The 15,130-nt window shown below is 58.0% G+C and carries 15 protein-coding genes and 1 pseudogene; 13 read left to right on the top strand and 3 right to left on the bottom strand.

Translation table 11 applies throughout. The features are described 5' to 3' along the window. Positions 1-95: 95 nt before the first annotated feature. A complete protein-coding gene (locus B3F77_RS10450) occupies positions 96-335 on the top strand; it encodes a hypothetical protein (protein ID WP_293604898.1) in 240 nt (79 codons plus the stop codon). Between the two features lie 19 nt (positions 336-354). Here B3F77_RS10450 and B3F77_RS10455 read toward each other — a convergent pair whose 3' ends face one another. The 3 genes and pseudogenes from B3F77_RS10455 to B3F77_RS10465 all read right to left on the bottom strand — a co-directional run. Continuing rightward, a complete protein-coding gene (locus B3F77_RS10455) occupies positions 355-768 on the bottom strand; it encodes a DUF4113 domain-containing protein (protein WP_293604899.1) in 414 nt (137 codons plus the stop codon). A gap of 42 nt (positions 769-810) precedes the next feature. After that, positions 811-1,848: a PIN domain-containing protein gene (locus tag B3F77_RS10460; RefSeq protein ID WP_293604900.1), complete on the bottom strand. Its 1,038-nt coding sequence runs from the start codon at positions 1,846-1,848 to the stop codon at positions 811-813. A gap of 37 nt (positions 1,849-1,885) precedes the next feature. Continuing rightward, positions 1,886-4,324 (bottom strand): annotated as a pseudogene (locus tag B3F77_RS10465) (Tn3 family transposase); the annotation flags it as partial. 266 nt (positions 4,325-4,590) lie between these two features. Between B3F77_RS10465 and B3F77_RS10470 the strand changes: the two are divergent. From B3F77_RS10470 to B3F77_RS10525, 12 genes are all read left to right on the top strand, one after another. After that, a complete protein-coding gene (locus tag B3F77_RS10470) occupies positions 4,591-4,869 on the top strand; it encodes an antitoxin of toxin-antitoxin stability system (protein WP_293604901.1) in 279 nt (92 codons plus the stop codon). Continuing rightward, entirely contained in the window at positions 4,866-5,150 is a 285-nt protein-coding gene (locus B3F77_RS10475; RefSeq protein ID WP_293604902.1) for a type II toxin-antitoxin system RelE/ParE family toxin, read from the top strand. Before B3F77_RS10470 ends, B3F77_RS10475 begins: the two co-directional genes overlap by 4 nt. Positions 5,151-5,295: 145 nt before the next feature. Continuing rightward, positions 5,296-7,404: a tyrosine-type recombinase/integrase gene (locus B3F77_RS10480; protein WP_293604903.1), complete on the top strand. Its 2,109-nt coding sequence runs from the start codon at positions 5,296-5,298 to the stop codon at positions 7,402-7,404. 61 nt (positions 7,405-7,465) lie between these two features. Continuing rightward, positions 7,466-7,720: a hypothetical protein gene (locus B3F77_RS10485; RefSeq protein ID WP_293604904.1), complete on the top strand. Its 255-nt coding sequence runs from the start codon at positions 7,466-7,468 to the stop codon at positions 7,718-7,720. 11 nt (positions 7,721-7,731) lie between these two features. Next, positions 7,732-8,214: a hypothetical protein gene (locus B3F77_RS10490; RefSeq protein WP_293604905.1), complete on the top strand. Its 483-nt coding sequence runs from the start codon at positions 7,732-7,734 to the stop codon at positions 8,212-8,214. A 575-nt stretch (positions 8,215-8,789) separates the two neighbouring features. Then, a complete protein-coding gene (locus B3F77_RS10495) occupies positions 8,790-9,038 on the top strand; it encodes a type II toxin-antitoxin system Phd/YefM family antitoxin (RefSeq protein ID WP_293604906.1) in 249 nt (82 codons plus the stop codon). After that, a complete protein-coding gene (locus B3F77_RS10500) occupies positions 9,035-9,421 on the top strand; it encodes a type II toxin-antitoxin system VapC family toxin (protein WP_293604907.1) in 387 nt (128 codons plus the stop codon). Before B3F77_RS10495 ends, B3F77_RS10500 begins: the two co-directional genes overlap by 4 nt. Positions 9,422-9,512: 91 nt before the next feature. Further along, complete coding sequence (locus B3F77_RS10505) at positions 9,513-12,215, top strand: DEAD/DEAH box helicase (protein ID WP_293604908.1); 2,703 nt, start codon at positions 9,513-9,515, stop codon at positions 12,213-12,215. Between the two features lie 8 nt (positions 12,216-12,223). Continuing rightward, on the top strand, positions 12,224-13,033 hold the full coding sequence (locus B3F77_RS10510; RefSeq protein ID WP_293604909.1) for an SWIM zinc finger family protein: 810 nt from the start codon (positions 12,224-12,226) through the stop codon (positions 13,031-13,033). A gap of 251 nt (positions 13,034-13,284) precedes the next feature. Further along, the gene (locus tag B3F77_RS10515) at positions 13,285-13,572 is read left to right on the top strand and encodes a site-specific integrase (RefSeq protein WP_293604910.1); all 288 of its coding nucleotides are present in this window, start codon (positions 13,285-13,287) and stop codon (positions 13,570-13,572) included. A 226-nt stretch (positions 13,573-13,798) separates the two neighbouring features. Further along, on the top strand, positions 13,799-14,401 hold the full coding sequence (locus B3F77_RS10520; protein ID WP_293604911.1) for a transposase: 603 nt from the start codon (positions 13,799-13,801) through the stop codon (positions 14,399-14,401). A gap of 42 nt (positions 14,402-14,443) precedes the next feature. Further along, entirely contained in the window at positions 14,444-14,881 is a 438-nt protein-coding gene (locus B3F77_RS10525; RefSeq protein ID WP_293604912.1) for a GNAT family N-acetyltransferase, read from the top strand. Positions 14,882-15,130: the final 249 nt, after the last annotated feature.

Consider the following 15,130-nt stretch of genomic DNA (forward strand, 5'->3'; position numbering starts at 1 on the left):
TGAGCGACACTGGTGCCGCAACCAAGGATGTCGCGCCCGGGGCACTTGCCCCGTAAAAGTCACGGTATCGAACTTAAGTCTAGGAAGGCAACCCCATGACTGTTCTCGACCTCATCAAAATTCTGCAAACCCATGACCCTGCGGCCACGGTAGTCGTGCCAACGTACAACGACCGCGCGGACGTAGCCAATGCGCTTGGGCTGCAAATTGGCGGCGTGCGCGAGGTGAAATTGCGAGCGATCCACGTCAAAGCAAGCAGGTTCGCCCCTCCCCGTGGCGTGCAACGTTATGAGATTGAGGGCGATGGGGAGATTAATGGAGTTGAAATCGGATGACGTAATGGGAGGAGCCCTTTTATGCCCGCGCCACAGGTATGTCGTTCCAGCACGTCGTGTACCCCGGCGTCCGGCGCTCCTGCTTCATCGACCAAGTGCGCCGGTCCCCTGCCAATCCGGCGCTGGCCATGAGCACGGTGTCCCGGCCGTATTTTTGGTTTAGACCATCGAGGGCGGACATCAGTTTGCCCCGGTCCGGACCATCGTCATCCTGGAAATCCAACTCCCCTTGCTGCACGGTGTCAGACTGCAAGTCCAGCAACATCACTCCTGCTTTTGCCAGCTTGAAACCGGGCTGATAGATTGAACGCAGGCCCGCCAGCGCCGCGGCGATGATCACTGCAGTGTCAGCGCTGGGTCGCCGCAGCGGCACGGTAGTCGATCGGCTGTACTGCGGATCCTTGCGGAACGGGCTGGTACGGATAAAAACCATCACCTGTCATCCCAAGGAGTGGGACTTCACCGGATACCAGGTTCAGGTGTCTAGCATGTCCCAGTCGTCGCCCAGCTTCCACCGGATGGCCGATAGCTTCCCGTTGATCATGCCCCACTCAAAATCGTCGTGCGGTCCACACTTGGCCTTGCCGAGACGCTTGAGAGTGTCGGCCGCAGCACGTCTGGCACCGTCCCACACCGAGTCAACGATGTGCGTACTGTTGTTGCTGCCGGCCTTGACCCACTCGTCCTGGGTAACGACCTTGACCTTCTTATGCTTGATTTCCCACGCGAGATTCTTGTGCCGGTTGTACCAAACCTGCCCGGTGAGCACGTCCATCTCATCGACCATCTCGCTGAGGCTGCGGGGTTCGAACTCGTACCCCAATGCCTTCATAAACTCTGGGTCTAAATAGATGTCATCGACCTTCCGGATGCAATCGGCCAGCGTGATGAAGTACATGGACTTGATCCTGCTGAACCCCGGGGCCAAATCGAGGTGAGGCAGCTTCTGGTTTCCACCGGCAAGGCTGAAGTCGTTCTTGTTGTGCGTGACGAACGCGAATCGCTCACGGGCTTTGCCTGACCGCACAGCCTCGAAGTACGTCTCGATGATCATGGCGTCGGCCATGCCGTTCTTGCCTTCGTGCTGGAACGGAGCCTGCCGGTGCAGGGCTCGGTCAGCGGCCTTTAGCTTCGCGGCGTCACTAGTCTTGAGCACGATGCCCTCGTTTAGCATACCTTCGATCTGATCCAACGCACCATTGGCGGCTGCATCCACGATGGGGATGCGGTGGTCAAGGTCCGACAGGTACGTCAGCACTTGCTCCTTCTGCACGCCGGCGGGCGCATTTCGGACAGCTTCTTTGACGAGGTTGAAGTGCGTGCTCAGGCTTCTGACACTTCGAGCGGCCACGCGGTCACGGTTCGCCTTGAACTCGCTCAGCACGATCTGCGGGATGAGCAGCGTAATCTGCTTTTCCTTGACCAGTTCCGCTACCACGTCGATGAGTGGTGTCTGCCGTTGGTTCTCGGCAAGGTCGAGCCACACACTCGTATCGATCAACACATGGAACATAGTTACCTCCCATGTGCAGTGTATTCGGGTGCATGCCAGCGGTTTTGGCAGTCGGCTGCCCACTCATGACCGAGGCCGCCAAGTGCACCAGGCTATCCCAATGTTTTTCGATCAGCGCAATGTCAACGTTTGCCTCGCACACAGCAGCGATTTCGGCGGGCACCTTGGTGCCGCGTGGCACAAACAGGTGCCGCTGCTTGAGTTCCTTCAGCCGCGGACAAAGATCGAAGCCAAGCAACCGGGCCAGTGCCATCGCAAAGTCCGTGTAGCCGTGGGTGTCCACTGCAAGCTGGCTGGTCTCAAGCCGTTCCTGGCGGATGACGCCTTCAATGGCCACGCCCGCCTGGCGTTCATTGAGCACGAAGGGTTGCGCATGGAAGCTGCCCCAGCGGTCCCGCACATGGGAGTAAATGCCAATGGAGGGGGTGTTGCGCCTGGGATCCAGCCGGGCCTGCCACACCCGTTTGGTAGTCTCCATGCTCATCATGTCAGAGGATGCCAGGTCTGAACGGCCCCACGTAGTAGCGATCGGGTGGCGTTGCATGAACTCCAGCACCGCCTGGCAGGCCTGACTCAGGCGGCGTTCGTCCCTGGCCCAGCGCATGGCCTGGCGGATGCTGGTGGCCGAGAGCTGCGGGATCATGCGCGCGCACTCGATAGCCGTCAGACTGGTGCCGTGGGCCATGATGCCGGCATAGACCATCAGCAGCTCGTCGGTAGAGCGCGGTTCTCGGCCGAGCATGATCCAGCTGAATCGCACCTGGGCGTCAACGGCCAGGATCACTTCGGGCAACTGCACTTCACCGATGCGATGATCCAAGGCCGCCCGCAGCCTGGTCACTTCCGGGTCTTCGTCTTCAGCGGGTAAAGCTGAGAGGTGCAGCTCATCGTCGACACGCAGTACGCCATTGCGTGCCGCCGCGGCCACAGCATCGACACCGGCGGTGACCCTGGCCAGCAAGGGCTTCAAAAACGTGGCTGCCTTACCCGGCAGTGACAGACGGACATAGTGCTTCTTGGACTCATCCTTCCAGCGTTCATCCGTAAAGAACAAGCGTGCACGACCCCTAAAACTCAAGCTGTGCTCGATCCAGACCGATCCATTGCGCACCGCGCGGCGCAGGGCAAACAAGGTGGCAACCTCCAATGCCTGAAACGCCCGTTCCCTGTCTGGGCTGGAAATCGCAGTCTGCCAAACCTTTCCCAGACCTGGTGCCACCACATCGGTGGGCAGCTTTCTGGCGCTTTTGAGATAAAACGCTTGCAGCTTGCCCAAGGATTCGATGGCCGGATGCTCGCCAGTGGCTTGCCATGGCAGTTTTGCAATGGCCACCAACAACGACCTGACCGGTCTAATGCCATCAATCAAACCGTCACGCACCAGGGAGGCCCTGCTCGGTGGCTTGCGCTTCTGGGTTGCGATGACCAAGGCTTCAAGACCTGAGCGTAGTTCGGCATCGGGCACGGCGACATTGGCGCTCAAGGCCTCAATTTCACCCAGCAGCGTTTTGTACATTGCGGCCCAGTTGACGGTCGCCGGGACTTCGGCAGCGGCCTGGCGCCACAGATCGGCAATCCGGCGCTGCACCATCAGGATCAACTGGTCGGTGGTGGTGAACAGGCAGTACCGCAGAAAGCAGGCGACCTCCACGGTGCGCGCAGGCTCCTTGATCTTGGCACCGGCAGACGGTGGCCTGGAAACCAGTCGGCGTGCGTACCTGCGCAAGATGAGATCGGAGATGTCTGCCAGGTGTTTATGGACGTCCAGTGCGTACAGCAGATCGATGCGTTCAAGTACCTCGCTGATTTGGCGGGTTGAGTGTTTCGCCGGTGCCGCCCACAACCAGCTTTGTTGGGTTTGTCCATCCGGGCGCAACACTGCAACCGTTGTCCGCCAACGATTAAGGAGTGCCGGGTCGACGCCGGCGGAAATTGCAGCACCTGTTTCCGCTCCGAGCTGGGTGAGTGCGCTGGCAATCAAAGACCGGATGGCCCGCTCGTGGACGATCACCAGCTTATTCTTGTACAGCCATTGGCGGGACCGCACGAGCAGCTGATCGCGATCGGCGCAGCGGGCAACTTCGTCCCGCAGTTCACGCACCAGGGAGCGACGTTGGTGCTCGCTCATCCAGCGAAAGCCAAGAATCGTGCAGGCCACTTGCTGGTGGTCAAACAGTGTTTTCTCCCGTCCGTACAGTGTGCGCAACGAAGCCACGTCGGGAGTGGCAATACCAAGTTCAAGGCTCAGGTGTCGCCATAAGGCCACGGGGACCACCCGAAAGGCATAGAGCAAGCGGCCACTCATACGCAGAAAACCGATATGCAGCGCCAGACCGAGCTTGTGGGCATCACCCCGGCGCGCATTGATCGCCTCGCGCTCCGCACCATCGAAGGTGAAAAACGCCTTCATCTCGAAGTCGCTGATATCGCGGAGCAGCTCGCGCATCCCCAAAAACGTCGTCTGCCAGACCTGCATCGTGAACCTCATTAGTGGGAGGCCACGATACCCGTTTGGAAAGTGAACAGGAAAGCCAACAGAATCAACGATCTACTAACTCCACCCCCGCGTCAGTGCTGGGTTTGCGAACCGCCAGTTATTGCACTGAAAACGAGGGGACCCCTGGCTAGAGCGTCGTAGTTGATCTGCCGCTGGTCGTGCAGCCGCCGAAGGAACGGCAACAACAGGCGATTGGTGATGACGACGTATATACTACGTATGACCAAATCATAGGAGGTTGCATCATGACGAAAGAAGCCGTTTTCACAATGAAGCTGGAGCCTCAACTGCGCGCCGACTTCATGGCCGAAGCGCAGGCAACACACAGACCCGCGTCTCAGGTACTTCGGGAACTGATGCGCGAATTTGTGCAGCAGCAACGCAACGCAAGGGACTATGACGATTTCCTGCGCGCCAAGGTCGAGGCTGGCAGAGTCTCGATGCGTGCCGGCGTTGGCCGCTCGAACGAGGAAGTTGATGCTGAATTTGCAGCACGACGGGCAGCCGTGGCAGTTCAAGCGTGAGGGTCATTTGGACCCCACAAGCGCAACAGGATCGTGCTGATGTGTGGGACTACATCGCAGCCGACAACCCAATTGCCGCCGCCCGTATGGACGAACTTTTTAGCGATGCCGCACAGAGGCTGGCCGACCAGCCCAAGCTAGGTCGGGCTGGCAAGATTCAGGGCACCCGGGAGCTTATCCCTCATGAAAGCTATCGCCTGGTGTACGAAATCAGCGGGGAAACTGTGTGGATGCTGGCATTGGTCCATACCTCCCGGCAGTGGCCCCCAGTACGGAATTAATGGAGCGCATGACGGTGGACATCATTGGCCATTCTTGGTTCGGCCCTGTGGAGATTTCGTTCGACTCAGGTACTCGTTTGGTAGAAACTCCAGGCCAGGTACGGTTTTCTGTGAATAAACGGTAGCACTTCTTGGAGGTTCGGTGATGACGTCTCTTACCAATGACAGTGCGCTGGCGTTCGAACTGCTGCTGCACGCTGCAGCAGCACCACGCCGCGGCCGTCCCCCAGGATCCAAGGCTCAGGTCGTGCGCGACACCCGCTCATTAGGGATTCATCACTTCGCCTTTGTGCGCTCCAGCCTGTTGGGCCTGGACCTGCGCGACGCCTTCAAGCGTTATCTCGCGTGGAGCGAAACGACGACTGATCTGCGCTACATCCAGAACCGGCGCGACGCGCTACTCAAGCACATCATCGAGGCCGGACGCCTGCTGGACGCCACACTGCCGTCCTCAGCCAAGATTACGCACCTGCTCGACCTGCTGCGCAGCGACGCGCCGGTCAAAGCCGCGCTCACCCTGCCTTCATTGGAGGACTGGATCGAGAGCGAGGGCATGGACCCGGACGCCTGGAGCGAGGCCGATCTCATCGCGGAGTACAAGGCCGCGTTCGGCCTGGACAATGCCGATGCGCTCGAAGCCGCTGAAGGTTTGAAGGATCCTGCACAAGAGCGGGTGCGGGCGCTCAACCATCTGGACAACCTGCTGTCGGTGACACCAAAGGCCAGCGACCGGCTGGAAGCCTGGTTTGCCAGGCCCATGGTCAAGTGCCTGCGCACGGTGGGCTTGCTGACGCTGGGTGACCTGGTGCGCTTCATCAACGTCTACGGCTACCGCTGGCATGGACGCATACAGGGCTTTGGCGTGCAGCGCGCGCAGCAGGTGCTGGCCTGGCTGCGCATGCAGTACGAGCACCTCAATGTGTTCATCAGTGACAGCGTCAATGAACCCAAGTCACGCCGCGCGCTTAAAGAAAAGGCGCAGGCCGCCTTGATGCTGATGGGCGCCGAGCAGGGCCCGAGTCCTGCCAGTCAGTTGAGGCAGTTCGGCCAGGGCACCCTGGTGCAGTTGGGCCTGAGCCGGATGCAGAACTCCCCCGGGCTGGCAGGTGAAACCGGTGAATTCAGAAGCCACATGGCCAACACCCTGGGGGCGACCAACGACCTCGAAGCCGTGCATGCCTGGTTGGAGCATTACCAGGAGAAACCATCAACCCTGCGCAGCTACCGCAAGGAGGTGGAGCGCTTCCTGCTCTGGTGCGCGCAGGAGCTCAAGAAACCCCTGTCCTCGGTGACCTCACCGGACTGCCTGCGGTACCGCGAATTCCTGCAAACGGTGCCAGCCAGCTGGATCCACCCGGCGCCGGTGCTTCGAGGTGATCCGCTGTGGCGCGCCTTCCGGGGTCAGCCCGCAGCAGCTTCGCAAAAGCAGGCGCTTGTCATCATCCAGACGATGTACGGGGCGCTGTGTGATGCCGGCTATCTGGTGGCCAATCCGATGCGTGCGCTGATGAAAGGCTTTGATCTGCCGGCCTCCAAAGTCGACATCAAGCGTTCGTTTACCGAAGCCGAGTGGAATCACGTGTTGCAGTGCCTGGACGCCATTCCCGATGGACCGGAAAGACTGCGGCTCAAATGCATCCTGGAGTTGCTGGTGAGTTCGGGCATTCGCCTGGATGAGCTGGCCAAAGCGCGCCACCGCGATTTGCGCATTGAAACTTTGGCGGACCTGCCAGAGACCTGGATCCTCACAGTGACGGGCAAGCGCAATAAGACGCGCGAAGTGCCGCTGCATGATGAGGTGGTTCGCCTGCTGGCCACCCATGGCAAGGAATTCATGGAAGAGGATAAGCTCTGCGCCGACTCAAGCACCCTGGCGTTGATACGCACCCTGCATGCGTCGGTTGCGCAATGGGGCAGGGGGGAGGGCGGTGGGCTGCAGGCGGTTGCCTTATCTGATCACCCCGGCAGCGCTTTGTCGGCGTCGGGCATCTATGCGGTGCTGAAACGTTTTTTTTCGCAAGCGGCCAAAACGGCAGCAGAGGCCGGCCTGGATCCACGCCGCTTCGAGAACGCCAGCACGCACTGGATGCGCCATACCTTTGTGCGCCAGGCGCTGGTCGATGGTGTGCCGATTGAGGTGGTGAGCGAGTTGGCGGGACACGCCAGCATTGACACCACTTCGATCTATTCGACGCAGGAACTGGCCCGCAAGATCAAGGCAGTGCAGGGGATGCGCCGGCGGGTGGCGGCTTGAGAGGGGCGCGCTTTTGAGTCTGTGGTGCAACACCCGGCATTGGGCCAACTAAAATCTGTCCATGTCCAAACCCGCCACCAAAACAAAAATTCTTCAAGATGGACTGCACTACCAATCGAAGGTGAGTGGCTCACCCTTCAATGCCGCCGTTAGTTTTGGCGGGGCAACGATGTCGTGTTTTTTGTGCGGCACCCACCGGGTGCGCTCAAGTATGGCAACGCGCAAGTTCATCGGGAAATCGCAGGCCGTTTGCGCGCCGTCGTGCCAGGCCGCCAAAGAGTTTGCCGCTGCCTCTGTTGCCGCCGGCGGTTCTTAAGGCTTAAGCGCTTGAACAGCGCTGCAGTTGGAGGCAGCACCGCCTGCAGGCTCAGCTGCTCATTGATGTGCACCGAGTCACACCGCACGCGTCCGAAAATTGATCACAATACCGGCACTGGCAAAAACAACTTTGTCAGCGCAACAATAAAAGGAAATCAGAAAATGGCAACTGCGAAAAAATCGGCTCCCAAGGCTGCAGCACCTGCGAAAGTGAAGACTCCGGTCAAGGTGGTCAAGCCCGCGGCTAGACCTGCTGCAAAATCGGCACCTGTGTCCAAGACCGCCAAGGCGATTGCAAAGCTGAGCAGCAGCATTGCCAAGCTGACCGAACGTAAGGACAAGATCCATGCAGAAATCAATGCGCTGCGTGAGCAACGTACGGCACTGAAAACCGCTCCAGCAGCAGCGCCGGTCCCTGCCGCACCGAAGGCGAAGGCCGCTCCCAAAGCTGCAGCCCCTGCAAAAGCAGTTAAGCGCGCTGCCAAGAAGTAAAAGTCTGTAGCGACATAGTCGTTCTTTGAAAAAGGCCCTTCGGGGCCTTTTTCATGTCAGCTCAACATTGAGCGTAAGTCTGTCCACATGTTGTTGCTGCCGAAGATCTTTTGACCCAGGCTGCCGACTTTGACTGCCCCTGGGCAAAGTGGTTGAAATCGTTGCACCGAGCGGGTTTCCCGACTGACGGGGTGGTGGGTCAGCGGAAATCGGCAGCCTGGGTTAAATCATGGCGGGTATATTCCCCGCTCCCTGGGGCGTTCCCTCCCGCGGTATTCGGTATTCGGTATCCGGATACCCCGCTGCTTGCGGCGGGGTGCTTCATTCGGTGTCGGCGCCAACACTTTTGCTCGCCTGATTTTGTTGAGATCCGCCCAATTAAAGGACCAAATGCCGATTGAGCCGCACCGCCTTACGAAAATTCGATGAGGTCCACGTCATGGGCGAATCCTTCCTCTGCAGTGCAGTCAAAACCCGCAACCAGTTGGTTGCTTCGGCGTGAGGATTCACTGCCTTGACCGATCAGAAAATAGCCTATAGACTAAACTAATGGACTTAGTTCAATTGGAGCCAGTATGCAAACCGTCAACATTCATGAAGCAAAAACCAATCTATCGCGACTTATCGCGATGGCGGGGCAGGGCGAGCCTTTTATTATTGCCAAGGCGGGCAAACCGCTGGTCAAGGTCACCGCTATCAATACGCCAAGCGGGGCACAACGCCGTCGCTTGGGTTTTATGAAGGGAATGCTGCAGGTGCCCGACGATTTCGATCGCATGGGTAGTGACACGATTGCAGACCTCTTTGCGGGCGGTGCGGAATGAAGTTGCTCGTCGATACTCATCTTTTGCTGTGGGCGGCCAATGCGCCAGAGCGCCTGCCCGCCAAGGCACTCACCCTGCTCAATAATCCGGATCACGAGCTGCTTTTTAGCGCCGCCAGCATTTGGGAGATCGCCATAAAAAATGGCTTGGGGCGCGAGGACTTCCAGGTTGACGCCAGACTGCTGCGGCGCGGCCTGCTCGACAACGGCTATTTGGAGTTGCCCATTACCAGCGCACACGCTGTTTTCGTAGAAAGTTTGCCGCCCATTCATAAAGACCCGTTTGATCGAATCCTCGTCGCGCAGGCCACAGCGGAGGGCATTACGTTGATCACGGCCGACAGTGTTGTGGCCAAGTATCCAGGGCCAATCCAGTTCGTTTGAGTTTTAAAGTCCGCCCGTCGCTCGAGAATTCACTCAAAGCCAGCCCAGCCGACGGCCTATGTTTGCCAGTACAAGACATAAACTCATCGGCATGAGCGCATCCGAAACTCCCGCCATTTCTGGTTTTCCTGCATTGCGGCTATCACCGAGTGGGCATTTGCTATTGACGCGTGATGCTGATGCGCCTGCCTTGGGGGTTGATTTTCAGACTGGATTGATGGATGCGTTTGCCTTGGGATCCGGGCATGGCTTGCTTTATCTGGGAGCCGTGCAGGTGGCCACGGTGTTGCCGCCAGTTTTTGCCTGGTGGCGGGACTTTGCAGCGCGCTATGTGACCGCGGTGTGTGGACTGGGCGAGGGCGCAGAGATTTCGATTGCCGTCCCCAGCATGGCGGTGCTGGATGCCCTGATTGCCGACGTGCCACCGATGCGCGGTGCCGAGTACCTGACAGACCTAGTGCTGGCAACTTTGTGGTCTGAAACAGGTGATGCTTTTAAGGCTGAATTGACTGCAGAAAAAATGCCGCTGGCAGATTTCCTTAAAAACCTTCATCCGGCTTGGAATCTGGTCGGTCGAGTGTACTTTAACCTGGCCGAAAACCGCAAAGACCAGGACGCGCCATTTGCCTTTTTGGCCACTTACACTTCGCGCCTGTCAGCCCATGGCAAAGCGCAACACTTGCCGCTCTCCAAAGCCTTGACTGAATTCTCAGATGGCAAGAGCCAGGCGCAATTGCTCTCCTTGCTCAAACCAGTGCAGGCTGCTGCCGCGCAATTCACCTGGTTGCACGACATGGTGGAGGCTGGTGAGATTTACCACCCGCTGCGCTGGACACCGCAAGACGCCTACCAGTTCCTGAGAGCTGTGCCGCAACTGGAGGCGGCTGGAATTCTGGTGCGTGCGCCTCAGTCCTGGGGCGCTGGCCGACCGGTGCGCCCTGTTGTTCGGGCCAGTGTGGGTGAGCGCCCACCTTCGCTCTTGGGTATCGGTGCCTTGCTGGATTTCAGCATGGCAGTCACGCTAGAGGGTGATACGCTGACAAAGGAAGAGCTTAACGCCTTGCTCAATGGCAGTGATGGCTTGCAGTTGATGCGCGGGCGCTGGGTCGAGATCGACCGCAGCAAGTTGCAGCGCATGATGGCGCGCTTTGAGGGGATTGAGCAAGCCGCCAGCGACGCTGGCTTGCCTTTTTCTGAGGCCATGCGCCTGATGACAGGAGCTTCGCTGGAAGGCGACATCGATCCCGAGGATGCAGATTGGGCGCAACTGGTGGCGGGTCCCTGGCTGGCCCAGACGCTACGGGGCTTACGCCAACCCGAAGGTTTGGCGCAGGTGAATCCTGGTGCGCAACTCAAAGCCACGTTGCGGCCCTATCAAGAGGCTGGCGTGCGCTGGCTGTACCTGTTGACCCAACTGGGCCTGGGAGCCTGTCTGGCCGATGACATGGGCCTGGGCAAAACGATTCAGGTGCTGGCCTTGCTGCTGGTATTGAAACAGGAGCATCAGAACGCGTTGCGCCCCAGCTTGCTGGTTGCACCCGCGTCGCTGTTGGCCAACTGGTCACTCGAAGCTGAGCGCTTTACCCCTAGTTTGCGCGTGTTGATCGTTCACCCCTCAAGCATGGTGAGCGCCGACTTGCGCGCCCTGGATGCGCAGCAACTGGCAGGGGTCGATCTGGTGATTACCAGTTACGGCTCATTGTTGCGGCTGCCGGTGCTGATGGAACAGGATTGGCGCGTGGCGGTGATTGATGAAGCACAGGCCATTAAGAATCCCGGCGCCAAGCAGACGCGCCAGGTCAAGCTGCTCAAGGCGGACACACGCATCGCACTGACCGGCACCCCGGTGGAAAACCGCTTGTCCGATCTGTGGTCCATCTTTGATTTCACGCATCCCGGCTTGTTGGGCTCGGGCAAAGTGTTTGCCAACTTTGCCAAGCGCCTGGCCAAGGCAGAGCACTTTGGCCCCTTGCGCAATCTGGTGCGCCCGTACATTTTGCGGCGACTCAAAACTGACAAACGAGTGATTGATGACTTGCCCGACAAGACCGAGCTCAAGGCCTGGTGCCACCTGAGTCCGGCTCAGGCGGCACTGTATCAGCGCGCCGTTCAGGAGCTGGCCATTGAACTCCAAGATGCCGAGGGCATTGGACGCAAAGGGCTGGTGCTGTCCTACCTCATGCGCTTCAAACAGATTTGCAATCATCCCTCCCAGTGGTTGGGAGACGGTGCCTGGGATGCGGATGACAGTGGCAAGTTTGCCCGTCTGCGGGAGTTGGTCGAAGTGATTGCCGAGCGGCAAGAAAAGGTGCTCGTGTTTACCCAGTTTCGTGAAACGACAGAGCCACTGGCCGCATTTCTGGGCGCCATTTTCGGTCGTGATGGGCTGGTGCTGCATGGTGGCACGCCGGTGGCCAAGCGGCGTGATCTGGTTAAGCGGTTTCAAGACGATGAGTTGACGCCGTTTTTTGTCTTGTCGCTCAAGGCGGGCGGTGCCGGGCTCAACCTGACTGCCGCCTCGCATGTGATTCATTTTGATCGGTGGTGGAACCCTGCAGTTGAAAATCAGGCCACTGACAGGGCGTTTCGCATTGGTCAGAAAAAGAACGTGCTGGTACACAAATTCGTTTGCCGTGGCACGGTGGAAGACCGCATTGATGCCCTGATCGAATCCAAACAGCAACTGGTCAAAGACGTGTTCGAAGGCGGCGCGGAGATGCTGCTGACCGAAATGAGCGACAGCGAGCTGTTGGATTTGGTTAAATTGGATATTCACACAGCACAGGAAAGCTGAGGACCGACATGAGCTACTACGGCTGGGCACCTTACGTATCGGTGGCAGAACGGCGTAAAAAGGCTGAGAAGGCCGCCACCAAGGCCAAGAAGTCTGGCGCAAGTTTGTCGCCAATTGAGCCCTATCGGGGCGCGATTGCCAAGACGTTTTGGGGTAAGGCCTGGTGCGATAACCTGGAGACCTATAGCGACTATGCCAATCGCATGCCCAGAGGCCGAACGTATGTTCGCAACGGCTCGGTGATTCACCTGGCGATCACCGAGGGACAAGTGCAGGCGCAAGTGATGGGTTCGAGTTTGTACCAGGTCACAGTCAAGGTTACCCAAGTTCCGCTGACTCAGTGGCAGGCGATTGGCAAAGACTGTTCTGGGTCGATTGACTCGCTGGTAGAACTATTGCAGGGCAAACTTTCTAGCTCCGTGATGCAGAGGATTTGCACGCCCCGTATCGGGCTGTTTCCGGCACCCAAGGAGATCAGTTTTAGTTGCAGTTGTCCAGATTCAGCCTCGATGTGCAAACACATTGCCGCTGTGCTCTACGGGGTGGGCGCGCGACTGGATCAAGCGCCTGAGTTGCTCTTTGGCCTGCGGCGGGTGGACGCTAAAGAGCTTGTAATGCAGGCGGGTGGCGGTTTACCGAAATCGAAAAAAAGCCCTGCGGCCGGCAAAGTGCTCGACGAGTCCATGTTGGCCGATGTGTTTGGCATCGAGATGGATGAGGCGCTGGTTGCGCCTCAGAAGGCTAGTCCGAACAAAAGGAAGCTTTCTGTCAAAAAGATAGCAACAAAGGGATCGAAAAACCAGTGGCATCCCCCGTGACCAAAGTCAAAGAGTCCATAACAAGCCGAAAGGCCGCAGCGGCACATATGCCAGCGGACACCAAAAGAGTGGCAAAGCTAAAAAAGACAGTGTCGGCTAAGGCACCGGCCACATCCAAAGAAACTGCGGAAGTGAAAAACACGACGGCTGCAAAGCCATCAATCATACGGAGTTGAGAGCATTGCAAAACATGGTGAGGTTGATTGGTGCCATCGGCCTCAAAGAAAAGAGGCTCTGCGGATTTTCTCGCCTTGGTATGTCCCCAGGTTTTGCCCGATCTCGGTCTTGTCCTGACACATCCGGCGGCGGCCAAAAGCACAGCAGAGGCGGGTCTGGATCTGCGCCGGTTTGAGGGTGCCAGCACGCACTGGATGCGCCACACCTTTGTGAGGCAGGCCCTGGTCGATGGCGTGCTGATCGAGGTGGTTAGCGAGCTGGCGGGACACGCCAGCATTGACACGACTTCGATCTATTCGACGCAGGAGCTGGCCAGGAAGATCAAGGCGGTGCAGGGGATGCGCAGGAGGGTGGCAGTTTGAGATTGTCGAAGGAAATGCGTTGTCTGGCGACGAAATCTGCGCTCTCGATGGACGTCTGTCTATGTAGCATGGTGAAAACCAGCCAACTCAACCGGCAAAATCGCAATCAATGCTAATGACAACGTCATTAGGGCACTTCTATAAATTCGCCGCAATTTCGGTCCCCAAATATTGAAACTAAAACGTTAAGTGAGTTGAGCAAACGGAAAAACAGACAGCCGAGCCCATGCAAAACAGCCTCTTTGACTTTGAGAACCGATACGCCAGTTTGAGCAAAACGGGCGACCCACTGGAGCGACTCAACGCCGTCATCGACTGGGAGATCTTTCGTCCCATCCTTGCGCGCATCGACGCCAAAGTGCGCAAAAGCACGGCCGGTCGCAAGCCCACTTGTCGCATTCTCATGTTCAAAATGCTCATCCTGCAGCGCCTGCATGGCTTGTCAGATGAGCGACTGCAATACCAAGTCACCGACCGCCTGTCCTTCATGCGCTTTCTGGGCGTTGAACTCGCAGGCAACGTGCCGGATGCGCGCACCGTGTGGGCCTTTCGTGAATCGCTCAAAGAGCACCAGTTGGCGGATGCCTTGTTCGATTCGCTGAACCTTGCCCTGGCAGAGCTGGGCATCGAACTCAAAAGCGGCCAGATCATTGATGCCACCTTCGTGCCCGTGCCTATACAGCGAAACGGCCGGGAGAATAACGCACTCATCAAGGTCGGTACAGTACCCATTGAGTGGGGCCAGGACACCGCCAAACCAGCCAAGCTGGCCCACAAAGACACGGATGCGCGCTGGACTAAAAAAGGTGACAGGCGTGGCTGGCAATGAGCTTGGTGTCTTTGTCGATGTTGATGTTGATGTATCGACAGCCTGGACCAGTGGCTAAAACGCCGAAGCTTAAAAAACCAGATTCGGGGTGCCTCCCGAACTTACGTGGCTTGTGATGAGACACGGGTTGTCGCTTATTACGCACTGGCTTCTGGTGCTGTCACCAGCACGGATGCTACCGGCCGGTTTCGCCGCAATATGCCATACCCGATTCCTGTAGTCGTTTTGGGCCGCTTGGCTGTTGATCAAACATTGCATGGCAAAGGATTCGGTCGCTCGCTGGTTCGTGATGCTGGCATGCGCGTCATCCAGGCGGCGGATGCCATAGGTATTCGGGGGATGACAGTTCACGCACTGTCAGATGAGGCAAAGGCCTTCTATGAAAAAGTCGGCTTTGAGCCCTTTCCACTTGATCCCCATCTGCTGATGATTACCTTGGTTGACCTCATTGAGACCGGCGGGGCATTGCCAGCGACGTAATTAGCGTCGTTGCGGCATCCGTTTCTATGAATTCTTGAAGATAACACCATCAACAGATGACGGGGATTTGTACGGATGTTGATGAGGGGCGAGCCGTTGATTTTTGGGCCAACCGTGTCGTGGAGGATGCAAAATTCAACCTGAGCTCTGGGGGGTGCAGTTGGCAGTCTCAGATCAAAAAAACTCAGGCTTGATGCCCGCTTGTGTTTTGTCGAGCAATTCACTCAGATGCTATGGATGCCTCCCTCC

The sequence above is a fragment of the Polaromonas sp. UBA4122 genome, assembly GCA_002381615.1.
Lineage (GTDB): Bacteria > Pseudomonadota > Gammaproteobacteria > Burkholderiales > Burkholderiaceae_C > Polaromonas.